Annotated in this window: 26 protein-coding genes; 16 read left to right on the top strand and 10 right to left on the bottom strand. The window is 67.2% G+C overall.

Annotation, left to right across the window (positions count from 1 at the left end):
• Window positions 1-155 precede the first annotated feature (155 nt).
• Entirely contained in the window at window positions 156-527 is a 372-nt protein-coding gene (locus OHQ90_RS15970; protein ID WP_328411305.1) for a hypothetical protein, read from the top strand.
• 236 nt (window positions 528-763) lie between these two features.
• On the opposite strand, the gene OHQ90_RS15965 is transcribed toward OHQ90_RS15970, so the two are convergent.
• Together OHQ90_RS15965 and ctaC are read right to left on the bottom strand one after the other, a co-directional pair.
• Window positions 764-1,180, bottom strand: coding sequence for a cytochrome c oxidase subunit 4 (locus OHQ90_RS15965; protein ID WP_328411303.1), 417 nt, complete (start codon window positions 1,178-1,180; stop codon window positions 764-766).
• 13 nt (window positions 1,181-1,193) lie between these two features.
• Window positions 1,194-2,180 carry an aa3-type cytochrome oxidase subunit II gene (gene ctaC / locus OHQ90_RS15960; protein WP_328412868.1) on the bottom strand — a complete coding sequence of 329 codons (987 nt, stop codon included), beginning with the start codon at window positions 2,178-2,180 and terminating at the stop codon, window positions 1,194-1,196.
• Between the two features lie 470 nt (window positions 2,181-2,650).
• Here ctaC and asnB point away from each other — a divergent pair, with 470 nt between their 5' ends.
• Both asnB and OHQ90_RS15950 read left to right on the top strand, forming a co-directional pair.
• The gene (gene asnB, locus OHQ90_RS15955; RefSeq protein ID WP_328412866.1) at window positions 2,651-4,594 is read left to right on the top strand and encodes an asparagine synthase (glutamine-hydrolyzing); all 1,944 of its coding nucleotides are present in this window, start codon (window positions 2,651-2,653) and stop codon (window positions 4,592-4,594) included.
• 124 nt (window positions 4,595-4,718) lie between these two features.
• Window positions 4,719-5,135 (top strand): CBS domain-containing protein, encoded by a 417-nt coding sequence (locus tag OHQ90_RS15950; protein ID WP_328411302.1) that lies wholly within the window; start codon window positions 4,719-4,721, stop codon window positions 5,133-5,135.
• Between the two features lie 102 nt (window positions 5,136-5,237).
• Here the strand turns inward: OHQ90_RS15950 and OHQ90_RS15945 are convergent, their stop codons facing one another.
• Window positions 5,238-6,206, bottom strand: a complete 969-nt coding sequence (locus OHQ90_RS15945) for a carbohydrate kinase family protein (protein ID WP_328411300.1) — start codon at window positions 6,204-6,206, stop codon at window positions 5,238-5,240.
• A gap of 252 nt (window positions 6,207-6,458) precedes the next feature.
• Complete coding sequence (locus OHQ90_RS15940; RefSeq protein ID WP_328411298.1) at window positions 6,459-6,809, bottom strand: HesB/IscA family protein; 351 nt, start codon at window positions 6,807-6,809, stop codon at window positions 6,459-6,461.
• A gap of 218 nt (window positions 6,810-7,027) precedes the next feature.
• On the opposite strand from OHQ90_RS15940, the gene OHQ90_RS15935 reads away from it, so the two are divergent.
• Window positions 7,028-7,699, top strand: a complete 672-nt coding sequence (locus OHQ90_RS15935) for a DUF3043 domain-containing protein (protein ID WP_328411296.1) — start codon at window positions 7,028-7,030, stop codon at window positions 7,697-7,699.
• 103 nt (window positions 7,700-7,802) lie between these two features.
• Here the strand turns inward: OHQ90_RS15935 and OHQ90_RS15930 are convergent, their stop codons facing one another.
• A complete protein-coding gene (locus tag OHQ90_RS15930) occupies window positions 7,803-7,964 on the bottom strand; it encodes a hypothetical protein (protein WP_328411294.1) in 162 nt (53 codons plus the stop codon).
• Window positions 7,965-8,050: 86 nt separating this feature from the next.
• On the opposite strand from OHQ90_RS15930, the gene OHQ90_RS15925 reads away from it, so the two are divergent.
• The 5 genes from OHQ90_RS15925 (at window position 8,051) to OHQ90_RS15905 (ending at window position 12,615) form a co-directional block, all read left to right on the top strand.
• Window positions 8,051-9,037: a helix-turn-helix domain-containing protein gene (locus OHQ90_RS15925; RefSeq protein WP_328411292.1), complete on the top strand. Its 987-nt coding sequence runs from the start codon at window positions 8,051-8,053 to the stop codon at window positions 9,035-9,037.
• A gap of 112 nt (window positions 9,038-9,149) precedes the next feature.
• Window positions 9,150-9,722 carry a bifunctional adenosylcobinamide kinase/adenosylcobinamide-phosphate guanylyltransferase gene (locus OHQ90_RS15920; RefSeq protein ID WP_328411291.1) on the top strand — a complete coding sequence of 191 codons (573 nt, stop codon included), beginning with the start codon at window positions 9,150-9,152 and terminating at the stop codon, window positions 9,720-9,722.
• Window positions 9,723-9,812: 90 nt separating this feature from the next.
• Window positions 9,813-11,012: a nicotinate-nucleotide--dimethylbenzimidazole phosphoribosyltransferase gene (gene cobT / locus OHQ90_RS15915; protein WP_328411289.1), complete on the top strand. Its 1,200-nt coding sequence runs from the start codon at window positions 9,813-9,815 to the stop codon at window positions 11,010-11,012.
• A gap of 31 nt (window positions 11,013-11,043) precedes the next feature.
• Window positions 11,044-11,793 (top strand): adenosylcobinamide-GDP ribazoletransferase, encoded by a 750-nt coding sequence (locus OHQ90_RS15910; RefSeq protein WP_328411287.1) that lies wholly within the window; start codon window positions 11,044-11,046, stop codon window positions 11,791-11,793.
• Window positions 11,794-11,901: 108 nt separating this feature from the next.
• Window positions 11,902-12,615 carry an MBL fold metallo-hydrolase gene (locus tag OHQ90_RS15905; RefSeq protein ID WP_328411285.1) on the top strand — a complete coding sequence of 238 codons (714 nt, stop codon included), beginning with the start codon at window positions 11,902-11,904 and terminating at the stop codon, window positions 12,613-12,615.
• A gap of 397 nt (window positions 12,616-13,012) precedes the next feature.
• Here the strand turns inward: OHQ90_RS15905 and OHQ90_RS15900 are convergent, their stop codons facing one another.
• The 3 genes from OHQ90_RS15900 to OHQ90_RS15890 form a co-directional block, all read right to left on the bottom strand.
• Entirely contained in the window at window positions 13,013-14,113 is a 1,101-nt protein-coding gene (locus OHQ90_RS15900) for a branched-chain amino acid aminotransferase (protein ID WP_328411283.1), read from the bottom strand.
• A 352-nt stretch (window positions 14,114-14,465) separates the two neighbouring features.
• Window positions 14,466-15,566, bottom strand: coding sequence for a glycine cleavage system aminomethyltransferase GcvT (gene gcvT / locus OHQ90_RS15895; protein WP_328411281.1), 1,101 nt, complete (start codon window positions 15,564-15,566; stop codon window positions 14,466-14,468).
• A 66-nt stretch (window positions 15,567-15,632) separates the two neighbouring features.
• Entirely contained in the window at window positions 15,633-16,244 is a 612-nt protein-coding gene (locus OHQ90_RS15890; RefSeq protein ID WP_328411280.1) for a GNAT family N-acetyltransferase, read from the bottom strand.
• A gap of 109 nt (window positions 16,245-16,353) precedes the next feature.
• Here OHQ90_RS15890 and OHQ90_RS15885 point away from each other — a divergent pair, with 109 nt between their 5' ends.
• Window positions 16,354-17,163 (top strand): TetR/AcrR family transcriptional regulator, encoded by an 810-nt coding sequence (locus tag OHQ90_RS15885; RefSeq protein ID WP_328411279.1) that lies wholly within the window; start codon window positions 16,354-16,356, stop codon window positions 17,161-17,163.
• A gap of 9 nt (window positions 17,164-17,172) precedes the next feature.
• Window positions 17,173-18,684 (top strand): leucyl aminopeptidase, encoded by a 1,512-nt coding sequence (locus tag OHQ90_RS15880; protein WP_328411278.1) that lies wholly within the window; start codon window positions 17,173-17,175, stop codon window positions 18,682-18,684.
• A gap of 108 nt (window positions 18,685-18,792) precedes the next feature.
• Here the strand turns inward: OHQ90_RS15880 and OHQ90_RS15875 are convergent, their stop codons facing one another.
• Window positions 18,793-19,155: an oxidoreductase gene (locus OHQ90_RS15875; RefSeq protein WP_328411277.1), complete on the bottom strand. Its 363-nt coding sequence runs from the start codon at window positions 19,153-19,155 to the stop codon at window positions 18,793-18,795.
• A gap of 259 nt (window positions 19,156-19,414) precedes the next feature.
• On the opposite strand from OHQ90_RS15875, the gene sucB reads away from it, so the two are divergent.
• From sucB to lipA, 5 genes are all read left to right on the top strand, one after another.
• Window positions 19,415-21,193 (top strand): 2-oxoglutarate dehydrogenase, E2 component, dihydrolipoamide succinyltransferase, encoded by a 1,779-nt coding sequence (gene sucB / locus OHQ90_RS15870; protein WP_328411275.1) that lies wholly within the window; start codon window positions 19,415-19,417, stop codon window positions 21,191-21,193.
• Window positions 21,194-21,217: 24 nt separating this feature from the next.
• Complete coding sequence (locus tag OHQ90_RS15865; protein WP_328411273.1) at window positions 21,218-22,126, top strand: TIGR01777 family oxidoreductase; 909 nt, start codon at window positions 21,218-21,220, stop codon at window positions 22,124-22,126.
• Window positions 22,123-22,656, top strand: a complete 534-nt coding sequence (locus tag OHQ90_RS15860) for a GNAT family N-acetyltransferase (protein WP_328411271.1) — start codon at window positions 22,123-22,125, stop codon at window positions 22,654-22,656. Before OHQ90_RS15865 ends, OHQ90_RS15860 begins: the two co-directional genes overlap by 4 nt.
• A gap of 152 nt (window positions 22,657-22,808) precedes the next feature.
• The gene (lipB, locus tag OHQ90_RS15855) at window positions 22,809-23,543 is read left to right on the top strand and encodes a lipoyl(octanoyl) transferase LipB (RefSeq protein ID WP_328411269.1); all 735 of its coding nucleotides are present in this window, start codon (window positions 22,809-22,811) and stop codon (window positions 23,541-23,543) included.
• A 56-nt stretch (window positions 23,544-23,599) separates the two neighbouring features.
• Window positions 23,600-24,616 (top strand): lipoyl synthase, encoded by a 1,017-nt coding sequence (gene lipA, locus OHQ90_RS15850; protein ID WP_328411267.1) that lies wholly within the window; start codon window positions 23,600-23,602, stop codon window positions 24,614-24,616.
• A gap of 168 nt (window positions 24,617-24,784) precedes the next feature.
• Here the strand turns inward: lipA and OHQ90_RS15845 are convergent, their stop codons facing one another.
• On the bottom strand, window positions 24,785-25,219 hold the full coding sequence (locus OHQ90_RS15845; protein ID WP_328411265.1) for an ester cyclase: 435 nt from the start codon (window positions 25,217-25,219) through the stop codon (window positions 24,785-24,787).
• Window positions 25,220-25,897: the final 678 nt, after the last annotated feature.

Genomic DNA, 25,897 nt, shown 5'->3' with positions numbered 1-25,897 from the left:
CGCTGCTGGCGGGCACGGGCGGTCGACTTCGACACTGTCGGCGGGGTGTCGATGCGCTAGTTCAGCTCTCTCCTGTGAAGGTGCTGTTCGGATGCTCGAATTCGTCCGGCGGCGAACTATTTCGGCCCGCTACAGCTGACGTTGGCCTGCCCGCCATGCTTGACTCCGGCTCCGGGCAGGCGATCAATGTGGGTCCATGGAGCCCGAATACCGGCGCCGCACCGAACTTCGCGCCCTACGCCCGCTCACAGGCCGCGTGGACCACTTTCGGGCAATGTATGGAGGCCGAGCTCTCGCCGCGCGGCATCCAGGTCACCTCGGTGCACTATCCCGCGCACCGCGCGGACAACGCCGTGACGATCGCGCACTGCAGCGAGGATCCCGCCCGCGAGCCCACCGCGGCGGCCCGCTGGATCGACACCGCCATCCGCACCCGCCCGGCCCGCCTCGAGCCCCGCTTCGCCCGGACCCTCCGCGGCCTCGCTCCACGTTCTACCCACCGCCTCACACACGCCTTCGGCATCTGAGATCCCCGCCCTCAGGGTCTGCCTGGCGATGAGGGATGGCCAGCCGAACGCAAAAGCGCCCCAGTCGGATCCGCCATTCCGATGGGGCGCTTCGTTCTGAACAAGGCAACTGATCTCGCGAGCACATTGGTAGCTCACCGGGCACCGACCAACTCACCAAGCAGGTGACCGCCGGCCGCCGACACCACTGCCGCGGCACCCAGATCCGGCCTGAATACGCGCCAGAGGCGGACCAGCTAGTGCTTCTCTGGGCCGAGGTAGTACTCGAACACCAGACCAGCGGCGGCGCCGAGGATGCACACCACGCCGATGGCGATCAGCCAGAGCTGGAAGAACGCGAAGCCCAGTGCGGTGATGGAGCCCGCGGCGGCCAGGGTGATGGGCCAGAAGCTGCCGGGCGAGAAGAAGCCCAGGTCGCCTGCACCGTCCACGATCTCGGCATCCTCGTAGTCCTCCGGACGCAGGTCGAGGCGACGCGCGACGAAGCGGAAGTAGGTGCCGATGATCAGCGACAGGCCGGCTGTCAGCACGGTGGCGGTGGTGCCCGCCCACTCGACGCCGGTGCGCGACTGCCCGGTGAAGTAGCCGTACACGATTGCCACGATGACGAAGAACACCGTGAGCAGCTCGAAAATCCGCGCTTCGATCTTCATGTCAGATCAGTCCTCACTTGCTGTCGGCCGCGGCCGCGCTCTTGGTCGTGCGGTCGGTGTTGAACGGCCTCGTGGAGGTGGCGACCGGAGATTCACCGATGGACTCGAGCGCCTCGGCGTTGGTCTTGCCTGTCTTGCGCGACTCGATGTACTTGGCGAACTTCTCCGGCGACACGGCACGGACCTCGAAGTTCATCATCGAGTGGAAGGTGCCGCACATCTCGGCGCACCGGCCGACGAACGCGCCTTCCTTCTCGATCTTGGTGATCTGGAAGACGTTATCCGAATGGTTTTCCTTCGGGTTCGGCATCACGTCACGCTTGAACAGGAACTCCGGCACCCAGAAGGCGTGCACCACGTCGGCGGCGGCCAGCTGGAATTCGATGATCTTGCCGGTCGGCAGCACCAGAATCGGAACCTCGGTGCTGGACCCGACGGTCTCGATCTTGTCGTAGTGCAGGTAGGACAGGATGTCGTTCTCCGGCTTGCCGTGCACAGGGCCCGGCTGCGGGTGACCGTCCTTGGTCCGCTCCTTGTACTCCTCGAGCTGCTCCTGGTTGGCGGCCTCACGCGTGGTGTCGATGCCGTCGAACGTGAAGCCGTTCTTGAGGTCGACATTGCGGTAACCGAACTTCCAGTTCCACTGGAACGCGGTCACGTCGACGGTGACGTCGGGGTTGTCGACCTTCTCGTGCACGTAGTTCTGCACGACGACCGTGAAGTAGAACAGCACCGCGATGATGACGAACGGGATCGCGGTGTAGGTCAACTCCAGTGGCACGTTGTAGCCGGTCTGGCGCGGGAACTCCGGGGAGTCCTTCTTCTTGCGGTGGAAGGTGATGGTCCAGAAGGTCAGACCCCACACCAGCACGCCCATCACCAATGCGGCGATGACGGACCAGGTCCACAGCTCACGCATCCGAGTGGCCTGCGGCGTGATGCCCGAGGGCCATCCGAACCGCAGCCAAACATTGTCGATCGAGCAGCCCGAGACGAGCATCGCGGTGATGCCCAACGACACCGCCAGCCCGGCCCGCCGAAGGATCCGGCCCTGCCGACCCCTCGCGGGTCGTGCCCCGATCTCTTCGCTCGCCTTGTGCGCCACGCTCACGCCTTCCTGGTCGCCACACATTCCGACATTGCACCGCCGAGGGTGCGATCGCCTCGGCGCTACGTTCTAAGCACGTTTCAGGCCGTTCGGACGCGGGCGTCGCTTGCTCGCACGCACCACCTGAGAATGGCCTGAGTACTACGCAGCGTAGACCAAACCGGCGTCCGCTTTGTCGTCGGGTCGCATTCGACACTCCGCCGATACCAAATGGCGTGGCCACGGGCGCACGACGCACGGATTCCGCGCGTGCGGCATACTCGGACACTGTATTTCGATCGCCGCGTGCTCCTCCCCTGGGCGCGGTGCCGTCATGGATCAGGGCACGCGCCCCGACCGCAGGAAATGAGGTTGCCGACCCCGTGTGTGGACTGCTCGGATTTCTGACATCTGACGTCGCAGCACCGGACACCGTGGAGCAGGTGTACAACGCCCTGCATTGCGTCCGCCACCGCGGCCCCGACGAGCGTGGCACCTGGCACGACGACCACCTGATCTTCGGTTTCAACCGCCTGTCGATCATCGACATCGAGCACTCGCACCAGCCGCTGCGCTGGGGTCCGCCGGAGAACAGGCAGCGCTATGCGCTGACCTTCAACGGCGAGATCTACAACTACCTGGAGCTGCGCGCGCAGCTGGCCGAGGCGCACGCGGCCGAGTTTCCCGACGGCAAGATCTTCGACACCGAGGGCGACAGCGAGGCGATCGTCGCGGCGTTCCACTATTGGGGCCCCGAAGCGGTGCGGCGGCTGCGCGGCATGTTCGCCTTCGCGATCTGGGACACCGAGACCCAGGAGCTGTTCCTGGCGCGCGACCCGTTCGGCATCAAGCCGCTGTTCCTTGCCACCGGCCCCGGCGGCACCGCATTCGGCAGCGAGAAGAAGAGCCTGCTCGAACTGCTGCCCGCACTCGGCCTGACCGACGCGCTCGACCCGCGCGCGCTGGAGCACTACACAGTGCTGCAGTACGTGCCGGAGCCCGAGACGCTGCACGCCGACATCCGCAGGCTCGAATCCGGCAGCCACGCCACCCTGCGCCAGGGCGAGGCGCCGAAGGTGACCCGGTACTTCACGCCGAAATTCCAGGTGCGTCCCTTCGCGCCCGGCTCAGCGGCCGCCCGCTACCGGGAGATCGCCGAGGCCATGGAGGACTCGGTCGCCAAGCACATGCGCGCGGATGTCACCGTCGGCTCGTTCCTGTCCGGCGGCATCGACTCCACCGCGGTCGCGGCCCTTGCCATGCGGCACAACCCGAAGCTGATCACCTTCACCAGCTGCTTCGAGCGCGAGGGCTACTCCGAGGCGGATGTGGCCGCGGAGACCGCCGAGGCGATCGGCGCGCGGCATGTCATCAAGACCGTCTCTCCCGCCGAGTTCGCGGCAGCGATCCCCGAAATCGTCTGGTACCTGGACGATCCGGTCGCCGATCCGGCGCTGGTTCCGCTGTACTTCGTGGCTAAAGAGGCCCGCAAGCACGTCAAGGTGGTGCTGTCCGGCGAGGGCGCCGACGAGCTGTTCGGCGGCTACACCATCTACCGGGAGCCGTTGTCGCTGAAGCCTTTCGAGCGGCTGCCCGGCGGGCTGCGCAAGCTCGCCGGCAAGCTGTCGGACCGAATCCCCGAGGGCACCAGGGGCAAGAGCCTGCTGCACCGCGGCTCGCTCACCCTCGAAGAGCGCTACTACGGCAATGCGCGCAGCTTCAGCGACAGGCAGCTGCGGTCGGTACTGCGCGATTTCCGGCCCGAATGGACCCATCAGGACGTCACGGCCCCGATCTACGCGCAGTCGCGCGGCTGGGACCCGGTGGCACGCATGCAGCATCTGGACCTGTTCACGTGGCTGCGTGGCGACATCCTGGTCAAGGCCGACAAGATGACCATGGCCAACTCGCTGGAGTTGCGAGTGCCGTTCCTGGACGTCGAGGTGCTGAAGGTCGCCGAGGGGGTGCCCTACGAGCAGAAGATCACCGACGAGACCACCAAATACGCGCTGCGCCGAGCACTCGAGGGCATCGTGCCTCCGCATGTGCTGCACCGCGCCAAGCTCGGTTTCCCGGTCCCGCTGCGGCATTGGCTGCGCGGCGCGGAGCTCTACGACTGGGCACAGCAGACCATCGCGGAATCGCAGACCGATCACCTGCTCGACAAGGGCGCTATCAAGGGCATGCTCGACGACCACCGCACGGGCCGTATCGACCACAGTCGCAGGCTGTGGACGTTGCTGGTGTTCATGATCTGGCACGGCATCTTCGTCGAGAACCGCATCACGCCCGATATCCAGGAGCCTGTCTACCCGGTCTCGCTGTAACTCTTCGCACCTGACCGGCCGGGGTGCCCGGCGTTCGCTCGAAGCCTATACAGCATGCCCGAGCAGGGAGAGAATGAATTTGCTCAGGGTGAGCGGGCAGGCCGGGTAGTCAGGAGATGCCGTCGTGACCACTGCCAGAGACATCATGAAGTCAGGGGCTCAGTGGGTCTCCAAGGAGCAGACCGTGGAGAACGCCGCGCGCATTATGGCCAGGCGCGATGTCGATGCGCTGGTGGTCGGCGACGACAACGACCGCATGTGCGGCGTCATCGGCTACCGCGACATCGTCCTCAGGTGTGTCGCCGAGGGGCTGCCGGCGGCCAGGACCACAGTGGGCGATCTGTGTTCGGGCACCCCCCGCTGGGTTACCTCCGATGCGGACCTCACGAAGGTGCTCGACGAGATGAACAGTCACCACATCAAGCACCTCCCGGTGATCGAGGATCGGCGGTTGATCGGCACGATCGGCGAAACCGACCTGGTCGATCACTTGGACGCCGCCCAACTCGGCGAATTCACCCGGGCCCACGCCGGAACGTGACCCGGGTGAGCCGGGTGAGCCGGGTGAGCCGGGTGAGCCGGGTGAGCCGGGTGAGCCGGGTGAGCCGGGTGAGCCGGGTGAGCCGGGTGAGCCGGGACCGGCCTACAGCAGGGGCTTGATTTCGTCGGCGGCTTCGAGGCCGTACGCCTTGGTGAGGCGCTCCAGGGCATCGTCCTTGTTCAGTGTCCACTCCTGGGTGCCCATGGTCTCCAGAACGAGGACGGCGATCAGCGAGCCGAGCTGGGCGCTGCGCTCCAGGCTCAGGCCCCCGGTGTGGCCGGTGAGGAAGCCGGCACGGAAGGCGTCGCCGACGCCGGTCGGCTCGACCTTGTTCGTCTCCGGGACCACGGATACCCGCACCTCGGTGCCGTCGCGGTCGACGATCTGCACGCCGTTCGAGCCGAGCGTGGTGACGCGGATGCCGACATGGCGCGCGACCTCTTCCTCGCTGAGCCCGGTCTTCTGCAGCAGTAGCGCCCACTCGTACTTGTTGGTGAAAAGATAAGCGGCGCCGTCGATCAGCTGGATGGCTTGATCACCGTCGAGGCGGGCCAGCTGCTGGGACGGATCGGCGGCGAACGGGATGCCGAGCTCGCGACACTGCTGGGTGTGCCGCAGCATGGCGTCGGGATCATTGGCGCCGATGAGCACCAGCTCCAGCTCGTGTTCCTCGGCGAGGTCGCCGATATTGATGTCGCGGGCCTCGCTCATCGCACCCGGGTAGAAAGACGCGATCTGCGCCATATCGTCGTCGGTCGTGCAGACGAACCGCGCCGTGTGCGCCCGGTCGGAGATCTTCACACCGCTGCAGTCGACACCGTTGGCTTCCAGCCAGGCGCGGTACTCGGCGAAATCGGCGCCGACAGCGCCGACCAGCAGCGGCGTCCGGTTCAGCAGGCCCATGGCGTAGGCGATATTGCCCGCGACCCCACCACGGCGGATCTGCAGATCATCGACGAGGAAGCTCAGCGACACATGGTCGAGTTGGTCGGCCAACAGCGCGTCGGCGAACCGTCCGGGGAAACGCATCAGGTGGTCGGTGGCAATCGATGCCGATACTGCGATAGTCACGAGGCTCGCGGTCCTTAGCTGTCGACAGGAAGACACGCCGAGGTAGAACACCCGGCGACAACTTCACCGTATCAACAACAACATGCGTCGAACATCAACAGCCGCCCGGGTGTCAAGGGGGATTGCTTCGAGGCGGCGGCTCAACTGCCCCACAACCGACGGCGGGCCCACCACGCGAATCCGGCGGCACCGATGGTGCGCCCGAATGCGGGCGAGCCCAGCCTCGTCAGCGAGAGAAGCCGCTCTCCGTCCTCAGTTGAACGAATCGCCGCAGGCGCACGAGCCGGTGGCGTTCGGGTTATCGATCGTGAAGCCCTGCTTCTCGATGGTGTCGACGAAATCGATCGAGGCACCCTGCACGTAGGGGGCGCTCATCCGGTCGACCGCCAGCGTGACGCCGCCGAAGTCCGCGACGAGGTCACCGTCGAGCGAGCGGTCGTCGAAGAAGAGCTGGTAGCGCAGGCCGGCACAACCACCGGGCTGCACCGCGATGCGCAGTGCCAGGTCGTCGCGACCCTCCTGGTCGAGCAGCGCCTTCGCCTTCAGGGCGGCCGCTTCGGTCAGCGTCGCACCGTGGGTTTCGGTCTCGTTCTGCACAGTCATGAACTCTCCTAGGGACAGCTGTGTTCAACCCGTGAACAGCACACGGCTCGTGGCTGTCAACACCGTTCCGCAGGCTGCTATTCCCTATCTTGCCATCATCGCCCGCGGACGGAGCACACGACTGCCGGGTGTGAGCGGCGGCACGCCGGTCACCCCTCGCACGCCCGCGGAACCGACCGCATTTCCTGCCGAGTACCGCATCGAATAGCCTGGTCGCTGTGAAATTGTTCCGTCGCGGCGAGTCCAGCACCACCGACGAGAGCGCCGCAGTGACGGCGGGCTCGAACGGCGGCTCGGCCGCGGGCTCCACCCGGACGGCGGCCCCGGCCACCGAGGGCAAGGGCCGTCCCACTCCGAAACGTCGTGACGCGCAAGGCAAGCGCCGCGGTCCGGTCGCTCCCGCACCACTCACCGCGAAGGAGGCCCGCGCCCGGCGCAAGGCCACTCGCGGCAGCAGGGAAGACCGCAAAGCGGCCTCCTCCGAGCGGCGTCTCGCCGCCCAGGAGCGGCGCGCCAGGATGCTCGCAGGCGAGGACAAATACCTCCTGCCACGCGATCAAGGCCCGGTGCGCGCGTTCGTCCGTGACATCGTCGACGGCAGGCGCAACCTCGTCGGCCTGTTCATGCCGATGGCATTGGTGCTGATTCTGTCGATGTTCGTCGCGCCCGCGCTGCAGACCATCGTCACCCTGGCGATGCTGGTCATGATGGCATTCATGATCGCCGAGGGCTTCCTGCTCGGCCGGATCGTGAACAACCGGGTCCGCGAGCGGTTCCCCGACAGCACCGACACCGGCTACCGGCTCGGCTGGTACGCCTTCGTGCGCGCGTCCCAGATCCGCAAAATGCGAGCGCCGAAGCCCCGGGTCACCCCGGGCGACGCTGTGTAGATCCAGACAGCACACAGCAGACCGGCCCGACGCTGTACGCGTCGGGCCGGTCTGCTTTCTGCTGTCGATAGCTCGGGCGCCGGCTTCGGGTTTTCGCCCGGTTTCATCGGTGGTGCGGCATCCGACCGAACATCGCCGACAATTCGGCCTGTTGACGCTGAACGTCACGGTCGACGATGTTCGACGATCCGAAGTGGCCGCAACCTTGCGCGATGACGACTGCGAAACCGACGATGAGGGCGAGGAGAACGAGGAAAGTAATCATGGCAGTAATTTTGCGCTCGCCCACTTTCAGCCGAAAGTGGCTGTACTGACATTGTTCGTAAAGATTCAGCCAGTTACACTGAATCCATGTTGTCCAAGGTCGCCGTTGTCACCACCGGCCCCCTCGCCATGTTCGAATTCGGGGTCGTCTGTGAGGTTTTCGGCCTGGACCGAACCGCCGACGGACTGCCTGCCTTCGACTTCCGCGTGTGCGGCGCCGAACCGGGCAAGCCTTTGCACTCCACCACGCCCGGCGTCACCGTCACCCCGGAGTACGGATTGGCGGAACTGGGCGGAGCCGACCTCGTGGCGATTCCCGCATTCCACGCCTCCCTGCTCGGCCCCGGACTCGATCCGCGCATCGTCGAAAGCGTCCGGGCGGCCGCCGACGCGGGGGCGATCATTCTCACGGTCTGCTCGGGCGTGTTCCTCGCCGGTGCGGCCGGACTCCTCGACGGCCGCAAGTGCACCACGCACTGGCGCTATGTGGACCAACTCGCCGAAATGTTCCCCGAGACCACCGTCGACCCGGACGTCCTGTTCGTCGACGAGGGCAACCTGATCACCAGCGCGGGCACCGCCGCGGGCATCGACGCTTGCCTGCACCTGGTGCGCAGAGAGATCGGCAGCGCCGCCGCCAACGGCATCGCGCGGCGCATGGTGGTGCCGCCGCAACGCGACGGAGGGCAACGCCAGTTCATCGAGCGCCCCGTTGCCGCGTGCACTTCCGACAGCCTCAGCGCCACGCTGCAATGGATGAGCGAGAACCTCGAACTCCAGCACACCATCGACGATCTCGCCGGTCGCTCGGTGATGTCGACGAGAACCTTCGCCCGCCGCTTCGCCGCCGAGACCGGAACCACCCCGGTGAAATGGCTGACCAACCAGCGTGTCCTCTACGCCAAGCACCTCCTGGAAGACACCGACGACGGCCTGGAACACATCGCCGCCCAAGCCGGCTTCGGCTCCGGCGCCCTCCTACGTCACCACTTCCAACGCATCGTCGGCATCGCCCCCACCGAGTACCGCCGCCGCTTCGGTGGACATCCGACTGCTGAAGCAGACAGCGCGTAATCGCCCTTCCACGCTCGACGTCGGTCCGTTATCGGGCGCACCGGTCGCAGCGCCCGACCGATCAGCCGGGCAGACCAGGCCCGATGCGGTCGGCGTTGATACGGTTGCGCACGTGTCGGACAGCTCACCCACTCCCAGGCGCGTGCGCCGCACCCGCAGGACATTGGTCCTGGGCGGTGCCCGGTCCGGCAAATCCGCGTTCGCGGAAGCGCTGGCGGCCGACCCGGGGCCGGTGCGTTATCTCGCCACCGCGGTCCTCGATCCCGCCGATCTCGACTTCGCCGAACGCATCGCTCGGCATCGCGACCGCAGGCCGGCCGACTGGACGGTTGTCGAAAGTGCCGATCCCACAGCGGTTCTCACCGATTCGGCGAGCGCCGCCGCGGCCGGCGCGACCTTGATCGACGACGTCGGCACGTGGCTCACCGCACGCATCGACGCCCGTGCCGCCTGGGAATCCCCACGCGGCACCATCGCCCCTGACACCGACGCATTCGTCGGAGCGGTCGAGGCCTATACGCACCGACTGGTGATCGTCAGCCCCGAGGTCGGGATGGGCGTCATCCCCGCCACCCGATCCGGTCGCCTGTTCCGCGACGAAATCGGGACCCTCAACCAGCGCCTCGCCGCCATCTGCGACGAAGCCTTCTTGGTCGTCGCGGGCCTGCCCATCCACCTCAAATAGTGGGAACCGGGCGATGTGCGCGGCGGTATCCGGGGCGGGCAGTATGAGGCGGCGTAGGAACGAACTGCTCTGACCCCGAAAGGCTCGACAGTGACACACGGATTCGGACCGGTTGCGGCGCCCGACGCGCAGATTCGGGCGGCAGCGCAGCAGCGGCAGGCGCAGCTGACCAAACCCGGTGGTGCGCTGGGACGGCTCGAGGAACTGGGCAACTGGGTGGCGGCATGTCAGGGCGTGTGCCCGCCGAAGCAGTTCGAGCGGGCCCGCGTTGTGGTGTTCGCGGGCGATCACGGTGTCGCGCGGCACGGGGTGTCGGCGTATCCGAGCGAGGTGACCGCGCAGATGGTCGCCAATTTCCTGGGCGGCGGCGCCGCGGTGAACGCGCTGGCCGCGGTGGCGGGCGCGACCGTCCGGGTGGCCGATATCTCCGTCGACACCGACACCGATCCGCAGATCGGCAAGCACAAGGTGCGCCGATCCGGCGGGGCCATCGACCGCGAGGACGCGCTCAGCACCGAGGAAGTACAGGCGGCGCTCTCGGCAGGCATCGCGATCGCCGACGAGGAAATCGACGCGGGCGCAGACCTGCTCATCGCCGGCGACATGGGAATCGGCAATACCACGCCCGCGACCGTGCTCATCGCGACCCTCACCGACACCGAACCGGTTGCCGCGGTCGGGCGCGGCACCGGCGTCGACGATGACGGCTGGGCGCGCAAGGTCGCCGCGATTCGTGATGCCATGCGCCGCGCCCGCCCCATAGCCAAAGATCCCGTCGAGCTGCTGCGCGTTGCCGCAGGCGCCGATTTCGCCGCCATGGCGGGCTTTCTGGCCCAGGCGGCCGCCCGCCGCACTCCCGTCATCCTCGACGGCGTGGTCGTCACCGCCGCCGCACTGGTCGCCGAAGACCTGGCCGCGGGCGCCAGCGCCTGGTGGCTTGCAGGCCATCGCTCCACCGAACCCGCCCACACCCTGGCTCTCACCCGATTGCGCCTCGAACCACTACTCGACCTGAACATGCGCCTCGGCGAAGGTTCCGGTGCACTGACTGCCCTCCCCATCCTGCGCGCCGCCGTCGCCACCCTCGCCGACATGGCAACGTTCGCCGAAGCGGGCGTCAGCACGGCCGAACCAGCGGCGGAGGACAGCGTGTCCGGCGCGAACGCCGACGATGAGGGAGGATCCTCGGGCACGGCAGTTCCGTCCAGCGCATCCGACAGCAGTACGGGCGTCTCCGCCGACGGCACGGTGCACGAATCACCGGACACGAAGCCGGATCTGACGAAATGAACGGCCGGCAACCGCGGCTGGGTCGGTGCGCATGAACGAGTTGCGGCTGGCGGTTTCCTGGCTGACGGTGGTGCCGGTCCGAGGGCCGGACACCGTGGACCGTGCGACGGCCGGCCAGGCAATTGCGTTGGCGCCGTTGGTCGGTGGCGTGCTCGGCGCCGCGGCCGCCGGGCTGTTGTGGGTACTGATCTGGGCGGGAGTGGCCGCGCCGCTGGCCGGGCTGCTCGTGGTCGCGGCGTTGGCGTTGCTCACCCGTGGCATGCACCTGGACGGCCTCGCCGACACCATGGACGGACTGGGCAGTTACGGACCGCCCGAACGCGCAAGGCAGATCATGAAATCCGGCGGCGTCGGGCCCTTCGGAGTCGCGGCCGTCGTGTTTTCCATTGGCATCCAGGCATTTTCGTTCGCTGCGCTGGCCCAGGCCGAGCGCTGGTTTGCGGTGATTCTCGCGGTGGTCGTGGGCCGGATCGTGGTGGTGCTCGCGTGCAGGCAGGGCATCGACGCCGCACCCGACGCCGGATTCGGGGCCCTCGTCGCGGGAACCCAATCCAGGCTCATCGTCGTAGTGTGGGCAGCAGCCGCGATCACCGCAGGTCTGTCGGTCGTCCCCCACCATCGGTGGCTCGGCCCACTCGCCGTCTTCCTCACACTGACCGTCTCGGCCCTGCTGGTCGGACACTGTGTCCGCCGATTCGGCGGCCTCTCCGGCGACATCCTCGGTGCCACCCTGGAGATCTCGGTCGCCCTGACCGCGGCAGCTCTCGCATTCCGCGCTTGACCGCTCGCGTTGGACCAAGGGCCGGGTGTCGGACAATACAGTCTGGGTCACTGGAATTTTCCGGCCGCGCCGGACGAATCGTCTGGGCCGGGCAATAAGGTGTGCGGTATGTCTTCCGAGCGCCTGTATTTTCGTCAGTTGTTGTCCGGGCGGGACTTCGCCGTAGGTGATCCGATCGCGACGCAGATGCGGAATTTCGCATATCTGATCGGCGATCGCGAGACCGGGGAATGCCTGGTGGTTGATCCGGCGTATGCGGCGGGCGACCTGGTCGACATCGTCGAAGGCGACGGGCTGCGAATGACCGGCGTGCTCGCCACCCACCACCACCCCGACCACGTGGGCGGCACCATGCTCGGGTTCACCCTGCGCGGCGTGCGTGAGCTGCTCGAAAAGACGAGTATCCCAGTGCATGTCAATGCCGAGGAACTGTCCTGGGTCGCCAACGTCACCGGCATTGCGCCCAGCGAGCTCACCGGCCACCAGCACGGCGACAAGGTCACCGTCGGCGCCTTCGACATCGAACTCCTGCACACCCCCGGCCACACTCCCGGCAGCCAGTGCTTCCTGTTCGACGACCGCCTCATCGCAGGCGACACCCTCTTCGTCGACGGCTGCGGCCGCACCGACTTCCCCGGCGGCGACTCGGACGAAATGTTCCGCAGCCTGCGCTACCTCGCCGACCTCCCCGGCAACCCCATCGTCTACCCGGGCCACTGGTACTCCCAAGAACCCTCGGCTCCCCTCGCGTCGGTCAAAGACACCAACTACGTCATGCGCCCCAAAACCCTCGACGAATGGCACATGTTCATGCCCAGCTGACCTCAGACCTCGAGCGGCACACGGTCGCGACGACGCGAGCACCACGGTGCGCCACCCACAGACCAGTGCTCGCGACCAACGGGACATGGCTGCGGTAGACAGCGGGAGACGGTTCCGTCATGTCCTGTTTCATCGACAGAGGGCAGGAAGGAAGCCCGGTGAACGGTGAGTGGCGCATGGACGCGGCACACCGCGTGCGGCAACCGCCGTGGTGTGCCACTCACCGACCTCACCACGGGAAGCGGGGACAATGCGGCCCGCAAGTGACCGGCGGACTCCACTGTCGCCGAGACATAGCGCCGCTGGTTTCCGCTGCGGCACGGAGGCCACAGAGGCGGAGATGGTGGGGCGGCGCGATGGGGCCGTCCTGGGTTGCGGACCCGGGTGGGTCGGCTTGTTACATGCCACGCATCCAACCGTGGATGTCGGCGAATGTGCCGCGTTGGATGCCGGTGAGGGTGTCGCGCAGAGCCATGGTGACCTCGCCGGGTTCGCCTCCGCCGATGGCGAATTCGTCGTCGGCGGAGCGGACCCAGCCGACAGGGGTGATCACGGCGGCGGTGCCGCAGGCGAAAACCTCGGTGATCTCACCGGACTCGGCGCCCTTACGCCATTCCTCGACCGAGACCTTGCGCTCCTCGACCGGGTAGCCCGCATCGGCGGCCAGGGTGAGCAGGGAGTCACGGGTGATGCCCGGCAGCAGCGAACCGGACAGTTCCGGGGTCACCAGGCGCGCGTCCGAGCCGGAGCCGAAGACGAAGAACAGGTTGTTGGTGCCCATCTCCTCGACGTAGCGGCGTTCGCAGGCGTCCAGCCAGACCACCTGGTCGCAGCCCTTTTCGGAGGCCTGCGCCTGGGCGAGCAGCGAGGCTGCGTAGTTGCCCGCGACCTTGGCCTCACCGGTTCCGCCGGGCGCGGCGCGCACGTATTCGGTGGACAGCCACACCCGCACCGGCTTGACGCCGCGCGGGAAGTACGCGCCCGCAGGCGAACCGAGCAGCAGGTACTTGTAGGCCGTCGCGGGCTTCACACCGAGACCTGCCTCGGTGGCAAACATGAACGGGCGCAGGTAGAGCGACTCCTCGCCGCCCGCCGCGGGCACCCAGCCGCCGTCGAGCTCCAGCAGCTGCCGCACCGATTCGATGAACAGCTCCTCCGGCAATTCCGCCATCGCCATGCGGCGCGCGGACTTGCGGAACCGTGCGGCGTTCGCGTCGATGCGGAAGCAGGAGATGCTGCCGTCGTTCTGACGGTAGGCCTTCAGACCCTCGAAGATGGCTTGGCCGTAGTGGAACACCATCGTCGCCGGGTCCAGGGGTAGTGGACCGTACGGCTCGATGCGGGCGTTGCCCCAGCCTTCGGCCTCGGTGTAGTCGATCGACACCATGTGGTCGGTGAAGAAGCGCCCGAACCCGGGTGCCGCGAGGATCTCCTGTACCCGCTGCGCCGGGGTGAGCGCGGGATGCGGAACACGGGTGAACTGTGCGGCAACGGTCATGAGCCTGATCCTATCGGGCGTCGATTCCCCGGTGTACGCCTGTTCCGCAAGCCTGCACAGACATCCCGTTTTCGGCTCGATCACATAGCAACTTGTCACCCGACACGCCGTGCACCCGGTGTGTGAACGCCCGATCCTGCCGCAATGCGTCCCGGCAGCCCCATCCCGGACAACGCACATCCGAACCACCCGATCCGGCCCCGGTGCGCGCCGAGCAGGAGCCGGCGGGCCGATCATCCGGCCTGCGCTTGCGCAGTACGGACACAGGTGACGCGCTGGTTTCGACGATGGCTCGCGCGGGCCTCGACATACCGGGCGCCGGGTCGACGACCCGATCGCCGCCCACGCGGACCTACTTGGTGTTGGTTTCGACGAAGGGCGGGCGGATGATTTCGCAGCGGAGCCGACGACCGCGGACGTCGACCTCTACCTCGGTGCCGGGCTGCAGGTCGGCTTCGGTGTCGAGGAGCGCGAGGGCGATGCCGATCTTCAAGGTGGGTGAGAAGGTGCCCGAGGTGGTTTCGCCGACCGGTTCGCCGTCGCGCAGCACCGTCTGGCCCTGGCGCAGCACGCCGCGGTCGAGTGCCTTCAGGCCCAACAGGATTCGGCGTGGGCCCGCCGACTTCTCCTGCTCCAGTGCGGTTTTGCCCCAGAACTCGGGCTTTTTCCAGCCGACGGCCCAGCCGGTGCGCGCCTGTACCGGCGAGATCTCGAGTGACAGTTCGTGTCCGTGCAGCGGATAACCCATTTCGGTGCGCAGGGTGTCGCGGGCGCCGAGACCGGCGGGCTGACCATCGGCGGCACGCACCTGCTCGACGAGAGCACGGAACAGCGGCTCGGCATCGGCCCAGCGGGGCAGCAGTTCGAAGCCGTGCTCGCCGGTGTAGCCGGTGCGGCACACCCGAACCGGTCGACCATCCCACTCGGCTTCGGCGTAGGCCATGTACTCCATGTCGGTGGGCAGCCCGAGCGCGGCGAGCACCTCGGTCGAACGCGGTCCCTGCACCGCGAACACCCCATATTCGCGATGCTCGTCGGTCACCGTGATGCCTTCGGGTGCCACCTTCTGCAGCTCGGCGACCACCGCGGCGGTGTTGGCGGCGTTGGGGACGAGGAAGATCTCGTCATCGCTGACGTAGTAGGCGATCAGATCGTCGATCACACCGCCGTCGGGCGCACAGCACAGGGTGTACTGCGCCTTGCCCGGACGGATCCGGCCGAGGTCGTTGGTGAGCGCCGAATTCACGAACTCGGCAGCGCCTGCACCGCGCACGGTCGCCTTGCCGAGGTGGCTGACATCGAATAATCCGACCGTCGTGCGGACGGCCTGATGCTCGGCAACCGTGCCCGCATACGACACCGGCATTTCCCACCCGCCGAACGGCGCGAAACTCGCCCCGAGCTCGACGTGAACACCATGGATCGGGCCTTGCAGCAGGTTCGTATCGGTCACCACGGGAGCTTAACCCCGGCGGATTCGCCCTCCGGCCCGTACCTGCTGTTGATCCGGGTTGCGTCGTCAGCCTCGAAACCACATCGGGATCAACGTCGGTCCACCCTCGGGCAGCGTATGCGTCACGCTGTCACGCACGAAACCGCAGCGGGTGTACAGACGGGCCGAACGTTCGGTACTGGCTTCCAGGAATGCCGGGACGCCCGCATCGGAGGCGGCTTTCAACCGCTCGCCGAGAATCGCGGCGCCTGCGCCTTTGCCGCGGTGCTGTGGCACCGTCAGGATCACCTGGAGATAGCGGTGCGGGAACTCTCGGGGATGTTCGCTCGAGAGCAGTTCCATCACGGTGGCTGCGCGCTGTAGCGGGCGCAGGTCGGGCAGAGCGCCGGCGCGTTCCCTGGCTTCGGTGGCTTCGGACTCGAATCGTGACACCGACGTGACAGCCTGCCAGACCGACACCGCCCATATCTCATCGTCGAGCCCCGCGGTCCACACCTCGTCCTCGCGCAATGCGCTGTCGATCAGGGCAGGCACGTAGCCGGCCTGGAACTGCTCGACCGAATACCCTTCCAGCACCCATGCACTCACCGCCTCGTCCACGCCGCCCGCGGCGAAGGCCTCGATCAGCGCATCGCGCCGGCCGACATCGCCGCGCCGGACCGTCAACGTTGTTTCCATCTGTTGTCCTCACGCTCGGAACAGTGTGTGCTTTCGCCAAGGTATGGACAGCACATGGGTTTTGCTAGCATTTCGTCACACTGATTCGTGTGTCGAAATGGGAAACGTGATGAGGTGTGCGACCTGCGGCGGGCAACTCCTGCAGCCGATGAAGGGTCGCCGCCGCCGCTATTGCTCGCGGTCGTGTCAGGCCCGCGCCTACCGGTCACGCCGCGATGCGGTGATCGCGCCGCGGCGCACCGTGCGGCCCGCCCGCCTCACCACCGTCGGCATCGTGCGCGCCGCCGTCGAGGTAGCCGACAATGACGGCATCGATGGGCTCTCGATGCGTCGTTTGGCAGGCGACCTCGGTATCGCGACAGCGAGCCTGTACCGCCACTTTCCCGACCGTGAGGCACTGCTTGCCGCGATGGCCGAACTCGTGCTCGCCGAAATCCCGCCACCCCCGGCACATTCGACGGACTGGCGGGCCCGGCTCACGCACGAGGCACGCGAAGAGTGGCGGCTCTACCGCGGGCACCCGTGGATGCTGACGGTCCTCGCGCGCACCCGCCCACCACTGGGGCCCGCCCTGTTCGACATCGTGGAACGCTCCCTCTCGGCCCTGGATCGCCCAGGTCTGCCGCCCGAGCAGATGCTCGCGATCTATCTGTCGGTCTCCGGTCTGGTCCAGGGCCTCGCACTGCTGTGGAGCTCCGAGCGGGCAGACCGGATCGGCGGTGTGGAACCACGCGCCTGGTCGGATGCGCTGCGCGGCGAGCTCCCGGAACTCCTGGACCCCACCACCCGACCAGTGCTGCACCGACTCTTCACCAACGCTCCCACCGGCCTGGATCTCAATTTCGACGCCCTGCTGGAGATCGGACTCGAATTGCTGCTCGACGGCGTCGCGATGCGCCACCTGCCGCTCACCCAATAGCCTGGGCCCATGACCGCTGTTGCAGATCGTTCACTAGGACCGGAATTGGCTCGCACACAGACCGTCGGGCCCGACACCGATGTGCTCGTCATCGGATTGACCTCCTCGGAGAACGGCCCGGCGATCGCGCCCGATGACCTGTTCAGTGACGTGCTCGACGCCGACATCCGCGCGGAGTTGCTGGACCAGCTCGGCGCGGTCGGCGCGAAGGGCAAGGCCGAGGAATTGTCCAGGGTGCCCGCGCCCGCCGGGCTGGACGGGGTGACCAGCGTGCTCGCGGTCGGCCTCGGCGCGCCCGACAAGGTCGACGCCGAGCAGATCCGCCGCTCGGCCGGTGTCGCGGCGCGTGCGCTGTCGGGGACCGAGCTGGTGGCGACCACCCTCTCGGGCCTCGACCTCGGCGCCGCCGCCGAGGGCTTCTACCTCGGCGCGTACGCGTTCACGCCGTTCAAGTCGGGCAAGTCCGCGCCGAAGCCCGACGAGCGCCCGGTGGCCAGGGTCGAACTGCTGGTGCCGGAGCCGGAATTCGGCGAGGCGGCGCTGATCAAGGCGCAACTGGTCGCCGAGGCCGTCGCCACCGCCCGGGATTTCGTCAACACCCCGCCGAGCCATCTCTTCCCCGCCGAATTCGCCGCGCGTGCGCAGGTATTGGCCGAGGCGGCCGGGCTCGAGGTCGAGGTGCTCGACGAACAGGCCTTGGAGGCAGGGGGGTTCGGTGGCGTGCTCGGCGTCGGCAAGGGTTCATCGCGCCCGCCGCGCCTGGTACGGATCACCTACGCGGGCGGTCCCAAGAAGGTCGCGCTGATCGGTAAGGGCATTACCTTCGACACCGGCGGCATCTCCATCAAGCCCGCGCAGAACATGGAGAACATGACCTCGGACATGGCGGGCGCCGCCGCGGTCGTCGCCACCACACTGCTGGCCGCCCGCCTCGGTCTGCCGGTCACCGTCACCGCGACCGTCCCGATGGCCGAGAACATGCCGTCGGCCACCGCACAGCGCCCCGGCGATGTGCTCACCCAGTACGGCGGCACCACCGTCGAGGTGATCAATACCGATGCCGAGGGCCGTCTCATCCTCGCCGACGCGATCGTGCGGGCCGGCGAGGACGAACCCGACTACCTCATCGACGTGGCGACCCTGACCGGCGCCCAGATGGTCGCGCTCGGCACCAGGACCCCCGGCGTGATGGGTACCGACGAGTTCCGTGACCGGGTCGCGAAGATCTCCCGCGAGGTCGGCGAAAACGGCTGGGCCATGCCGCTTCCCACGGAACTGCGCGCGGACCTGAACTCCAAGATCGCCGACCTCGCCAATGTCGCGCCGCACCGCTGGGGCGGCATGCTTTCGGCAGCGCTGTTCCTCAAGGAGTTCGTGCCCGAGGGCGTGCAGTGGGCGCACCTGGATGTCGCGGGCCCGGCTTACAACACCGGCGGCCCGTTCGGCTACATCGGCAAGGGTGGCACCGGTGTCCCGGTTCGCACCCTCATCGCGGTGATCGAGGACATCGCCGCCGAGTAGTCATCCCGACGCCGTCCGAAGGTCGCCCGATCCGCCGCATTCCGGCACCGGGCGACCTTCGGCCGGGCCGTGCGGGTGAACATATTGAACGAAACTGCGGGCCGGAACCTACAGATCGCGCAGATCCCGCTCCATCGCGCGCTGTCGCTCGGTGCGCTTCCTGGCGTCGTAATCGCGCATCCGTTGCGGATAGCCGGTTTTGCGCACGTCGTAGACCGGGATGTGCAAATCTCCGGCAAGCCGCTGCGCGCCGCGCTCGCCGACCACCCGCCGGGTCCATTCCCCATCAACGGCAATAAGCACGACAGTGACGTCGGTCACTGTGGTTTTCGGTTCGATGTACCCCTCGACCCCGGCGTGGGCGCGCACCCACTGAGCCAGATAGCGGGCATCGTCGCTATGCGAGGAACCCGCACGTAGAACGCCGCTGCCCCGGGCTGCGACACCACGAAAACGATCCAGCAAACCCACCGCAGTCGACCTCCTGTCCGACACCGGGAATCGTTCGTCACCGGTCTTCCCATCTTGCCAGCTCTGTGCAGTTCGCTGCCCTGTGCTACCTGAGAAGCGGACGGGTGCAAGGATGGAACGCGGTACAAGAACCACACGGATCTCCGGTGCCACGCACAATGATCGGTGGCTTTCGAGCATTCATCGCGACCCGCGATGCGTGCTCGCAGAGAGATCAACTGTTGTAGAACCCGTCGAGCAGTCAGAGGAGTCAACGGACATGGCCTTCTCCGTCCAGATGCCGGCTCTTGGTGAGAGCGTCACCGAGGGAACGGTGACAAGGTGGCTGAAGCAGGAAGGAGACACGGTCGAGGTCGACGAGCCACTGCTCGAGGTCTCCACCGACAAGGTCGACACCGAGATCCCGTCGCCAACTGCGGGCGTGTTGTCGAAGATCGTCGCCCAAGAAGATGATGTGGTCGAGGTCGGCGGTGAACTCGGCGTGATCAGCGAAGCCGGTGAAGCCCCCGCGCCCGCCGCAGCTCCTGCCCCCGAAGCCGCGCAAGCACCCGCCCCGGCACCGGCTCCCGCGCCCGAACCGGCTCCCACGCCGGTCGCCGCAGCGGCACCCGCACCTGCGGCACCTGCCGCGCCCGCGGCGGCCGCCGGATCGGGTACCCCGGTCAAGATGCCGGAACTCGGCGAATCGGTCACCGAGGGCACCGTCACCCGCTGGCTGAAGGCCGTCGGTGACCAGATCGCCGTCGACGAGCCGCTGCTCGAGGTCTCCACCGACAAGGTGGACACCGAGATCCCGTCGCCCGTCGCAGGCACCCTGCTGGAGATCACCGCGCAGGAAGACGACGTTGTCGCGGTCGGTGGACAGCTCGGCGTCGTCGGCACCGGGTCTCCGGCCGCCGCAGCCCCGGCTGCACCGGCACCAGCGCCCGCACCTGCGGCACCTGCACCCGCCCCGGCGCCGGCTCCTCCGGCTCCGGCACCTGCGCCTGCTCCCGCAGCCGCCGCTCCGGCACCCGCACCTGCGGCACCCAAGCCCGCTCCGGTTCCGGCCGCTGTGGCCGCTGCGCCGGCCGCGGACTCCTCCGGCAACGGCGCAACCCCGTATGTCACTCCCCTGGTCCGCAAGCTGGCCGAGGAGAACGCCGTCGACCTGACGGCACTGACCGGTTCCGGTGTCGGCGGACGCATCCGCAAGCAGGATGTGCTCGCCGCCGCGGAAGCCAAGAAGGCACCGGCCGCCGCGCCGTCGGCGCCCGCACCGGCCGTCAAGGCGCCCGCACCCGCACCGGCCGCGGCGCAGTCACAGCTCGCGCACCTGCGTGGCACTGTGCAGAAGGCCAGCCGCATCCGGCAGATCACCGCGACCAAGACCAGGGAATCGCTGCAGACCACCGCGCAGCTGACCCAGGTGCACGAGGCGGATGTCACCAAGATCGCCGCGCTGCGCAGCCTCGCGAAGGCGTCGTTCAAGGAGCGTGAGGGTGTCAACCTGACGTTCCTGCCGTTCTTCGCCAAGGCGGTCGTCGAGGCGCTCGGCGTGCACCCGAACGTCAACGCCAGCTACGACGAGGGCACCAAGGAGATCACCTACCACGCTTCGGTGCACCTCGGCATTGCCGTCGACACCGAGCAGGGTCTGCTCTCCCCGGTGATCCACAACGCGAGCGACCTGTCGCTGGCCGGGCTGGCGCGTGCCATCGCGGACATCGCCAACCGCGCGCGCAACGGCGGCCTCAAGCCCGACGAGTTGGCCGGTGGCACCTTCACCATCACCAATATCGGCAGCCAGGGCGCACTGTTCGACACCCCGATCCTGGTGCCGCCGCAGGCGGGCATGCTCGGCACGGGTGCCATCGTCAAGCGCCCTGTGGTCGTCACCGACGAGACGGGCAACGAATCCATCGGCGTCCGTTCGATGTGCTATCTGCCGCTCACCTACGATCACCGCCTCATCGATGGCGCCGACGCGGGTCGGTTCCTGACCACGATCCGGCACCGGCTCGAGGAAGCGGCGTTCGAAGCTGATCTCGGCCTGTAATTCGGGAAGGTCGGACTGTCACGCATGAAGGTGGTGATCGCCGGTTCGTCCGGACTGATCGGGACGGCGCTCGTCGTGGCACTTCGCCGCGACGGGCATGACGTCGCCCGCCTCGTCAGGCGTCCGGCCGCGGCCCCGGACGAGTACGTGTGGGATCCCGCTCGCGCCGAATTGGACGAGCGGGCCCTGCGCGGCGCGGACGCGGTGGTCAATCTGTGCGGCGCGAGCATCGGGCGCCGGCGCTGGAACGGCAGTTACAAGCAGGAACTGCGCGACAGCCGAATCACTCCGACCGATGTGCTCGCCAACGCTGTCGCCGCAGCAGGCGTTCCGGTGCTGGTCAACGGCAGCGGCGTGCACTACTACGGCGGCGAGACCGGCGACCGCGTCGTCGACGAAACCTCGCCCGTCGGTGCGGGTTTCCTCGCCACCCTGTGCCGCGATTGGGAGGCCGCGACCGAACCCGCCACCGCCGCAGGCGTGCGCACGGTGTTACTGCGTAGTGCCGTGGTGTTGTCGCACAGTGGTGGCATGCTCGGCATGCTGCAGCCGCTGTATTCGCTCGGCCTCGGCGGCCGACTCGGCAACGGCAGGCAGTACACGCCGTGGATCTCGATGGACGACGAGATCGGCGCAATCATCTTCGCGCTCATCGACGACACGATCTCCGGTCCGATCAACGCGGTCGGACCGGCGCCGGTCACCAACGCCGAATTCAACCGCGCGCTCGGCCGGGCACTGCACCGTCCGACCCCCATGGTGGTGCCCGCGTTCGCGCTGCGCGCGCTGATCGGTGAGTTCGCGCAGGAGGCGATCCTGCACGGACCACGAGCCATCCCCACCGCACTCGAGGAAGCGGGCTATCCGTTCCAGCACCACACCATCGGCGCCGCGCTCGCGGCGACGTTGGGTCGCGAGGGAGATGAGCGATGACCGAACTGCAAACGCGACCGGTGCTGGTTGTCCGCGACGCACACGAAGGCGATCTGCCGTCGGTGCTGGAGATCCACAACGCGAATATCGCCACCTCCACGGCCATTTGGGACGAGGAGCAGGTCGTCCTCGACGAGCGGCAAGCCTGGTTCCGGACCCGCACCGCCGCCGGAATGCCGATTCTCGTTGCCGACATCGACGGCGAAGTCGCCGGTTATGCCAGCTACGGCCCGTGGCGGCCCAAGTCCGGCTACCGGTTCTCGGTGGAGAACTCGGTGTACGTCGCAGACCGATTCCAGCGGCGCGGGGTCGCCACCGCACTGCTCACCGAGTTGGTCGCGCGGGCGCGCGCCAGCGGCACCGTGCACGCGATGATCGCCGCGATCGAATCGAGCAACACCGGGTCGATCGCATTGCACGAACGCTTCGACTTCCACACCGTCGGCGAACTCCCGCAGGTGGGCTGGAAGTTCGAGCGCTGGATGGACCTGACGCTGATGCAATTGACGTTGCCTATCGATCCGCACTAGCGGCCTGCCAACCCCGAGCTATCGACCCGAGCGGCGTCCAGCCGTCTCGGGCAGCTGCCGTGCGAGAGCCGGTGATCGAGCCGGTTACCGTGTGGCATCCCCCACACCACATCGGTAGAACCTGTGATCCGGCTGAGCGTACCGTCGAGGACGTGAACGACACGCGCACCACGTGGTCCGCCAGATTCGACACGACCCCGATCGTGGTCAAGGATCTCGGACTCATCGACTACCACAGTGCCTGGGACCTGCAGCGCAACATCGCCGCCGAGCGGGCCGACGGCGTCGGAAACGATCACCTGCTGCTGCTCGAGCACCCGTCGGTGTACACGGCGGGCCGGCGCACCGAGGCCGAGGATCTGCCGATCGACGGCAGTCCGGTGGTCGAGGTCGATCGCGGCGGCAAGATCACCTGGCACGGGCCGGGCCAGCTCGTCGGCTATCCGATCGTGCGGCTCGCGGAACCGGTGGACGTGGTGCAGTACGTGCGCAGGCTGGAAGAGGCGCTGATCACCGTGTGCACCCAGCTCGGCCTGACCTGCGGCCGCATCGAGGGCCGATCGGGTGTATGGCTGCCCGCGACCGAGCTCTTCGCCGAACGCAAGATCGCCGCCATCGGTGTGCGTGTGCAGCGTGGCGTTGCCCTGCACGGCATTTCGCTGAACTGCAATTCCGCGCTCGACGGCTTCCAGGCGATCGTGCCGTGCGGCATCCGTGACGCGGGCGTCACCACGCTGACCCGCGAGCTCGGCCGCGAAGTGACGGTGGCCGAGGTCAAGCCGGCGGTTACCGACGCGATCATCCGCGCGCTCGACGGCGAACTTCCGGTGACCACGCACGACATCGTGCGCGTCACACCGCAGCCCGCACCGGGCGTCGGCGCGTGACCGCGGTGACCGATGGCGCGGCGGCGGGGGAAAACACCGGGCGTAGCATCGGTTCGGTGACCTCAGCTTCAGCACCAGCAGGACGCAAACTGCTACGCATCGAGGCGCGCAACGCGGAAACCCCGATCGAGCGCAAACCTCAATGGATTCGCACCAAGGCCAAGATGGGCCCGGAGTACACCGAACTCAAGGGACTGGTCAAACGCGAGGGCCTGCACACGGTGTGCGAGGAAGCGGGCTGTCCCAACATCTTCGAGTGCTGGGAAGATCGCGAAGCCACCTTCCTCATCGGCGGCGAGCAGTGCACGAGGCGCTGCGACTTCTGCCAGATCGACACCGGCAAGCCGGCCGCACTCGACCGCGACGAGCCCCGCCGGGTCGCCGAGAGCGTGCAGGCGATGGGTCTGCGCTATTCGACCATCACCGGCGTCGCCCGTGACGACCTGGAAGACGGCGGCGCGTGGCTCTACGCCGAAACCGTCCGCGCCATCAAGCAACTCAACCCGAACACGGGCGTCGAACTGCTCATCCCCGACTTCAACGCCGATCCCGATCAGCTGGCCGAGGTGTTCTCCTCGCGCCCCGAGGTGCTCGCGCACAACCTGGAAACCGTGCCGCGCATCTTCAAGCGGATCCGCCCCGCCTTCCGCTATGAGCGTTCGCTCTCGGTGCTGACCGCGGCGCGCGAAGCGGGCCTCGTCACCAAGTCCAACCTGATCCTTGGTATGGGAGAGACCCCGGAAGAGGTCACCCAGGCGATGCGCGATCTGCACGAGGCGGGCTGCGATATTCTCACCATCACCCAGTATCTGCGCCCGTCCCCCCGGCACCACCCGGTCGACCGCTGGGTGAAGCCGGAGGAGTTCGTGGAGCACTCGAAGATGGCCGAGGAAATCGGCTTCGCGGGCGTCATGGCGGGCCCCCTGGTCCGATCCTCCTACCGCGCGGGCCGCCTCTACACCCAGGCCATGGCCCACCACGGCCGTGAAATCCCTACGGCTATGACGCACTTGACACAGGGAGGTACAGCGTCGCAGGAAGCGAGCGCGGTACTCGCCCGCTTCGGCAGCTGACACCTACAGAAGCCCAGGTCCCCGCATACCTCGAGGTGTGTGGGGACTTGTGCGTGTGGGGCAACGGGCGATCTTGCCCCACGCATCTCGCTCGGCCTACCGTTTACGCGCGAATCGTAGATGTTCTCGCGGGCCTCACTGCGATACAGTGCGCATCCACGGTGTGAGTCAGGTTGTTGCAGAGTGCGCCGACTGGACGACGCCGAGCTGCTGCATCATCCCGAGCGTGTCCCAGCATTCCCAGCCTTCGACGATCTTGCCGTCCTGGAAGCGATTGATTGTGATTCCCTGAACGACCGCTGATTTGCCTGTCGCCGGCATGCCCATCATCTCGCCGTCGTTGGTTCCTGTCCCCGTCCATCGGGTAGTGACGAAGTCGCCTTCGGCGATCTGTTCATTGACCAAGAACCGTTGATCCGAGAATGCGGCGAGATACATCTGCGCGAGCCGTTTGATGCCTTCGGGGCCATGGACATCGGCGAACGGGTTCTGTGGATCGTGGTCGATGTAGTCGGCCGCAATTACCTCGTCGAATACATCGAGGTCTCGCGTGTTCCATGCATCGAGGACCCGCTTGGCGGCGGCCTTGTTCTGCTCTGACATGGCGCTTCCTTTCGATTGATGGTGCCGAACTGGCGGGGGCGGCCGTAGTCGCTACAGCCAAATCGCGGTGCCCGGCGCTGAGTGTGGTGTGGAGCGCGGCCGCGATGCCGACAGTGGATCCAGGCTCCGCGACCCAGTATGTGGACGCTGTCATCACGGCGGATACCCGTCCGAATGTGGTCGGCAGGCATCCAGCTACCCGCCAATCACAAACCATGCAGCCGGTGTATCGCAATCATTGTGCGCCTCTTTCGTACGCGAGGTAAGAGGGCAACGGAGGCCGCTGCGGGCCTGTCTCACACTCGCGCGACGCCTACCTGCGGATTAATAGTTCAACAAGATGGTTCGGGGTCGACTGCGAGGGGCCTCGGACGGGAACACCATGGTGGCGTCGGCGCGGGTTGGTGCATGGATCGTGCAGCATGAGCAGTCTTGGCTAATATTTGGTTAACCCATTCTTGGCCGAGTCGTCGCAGAAGATCTGACTGTCGGCCTGGCGAGCGAGTCAAATGCTCCCAGCCGGGTAATCGGACCGGCGATGCTGCCGGTACGCGCCAACCGAGGAATCGGCACCTCAGAGGTATCTTCTGCGGGAATGGCGCTTATTCGCTACTCAACCGGCAGTTTCCGGATTCAACATATGACCGGTCAACGATCCGCTTACGGGAATTACGCCGA

Origin of the sequence: Nocardia sp. NBC_00403 (assembly GCF_036046055.1) — a bacterium.
Taxonomy (GTDB): domain Bacteria; phylum Actinomycetota; class Actinomycetes; order Mycobacteriales; family Mycobacteriaceae; genus Nocardia.
Note: the sequence above shows the minus strand (reverse complement) of the source record. Positions and strands in the feature narration are given on the sequence as shown.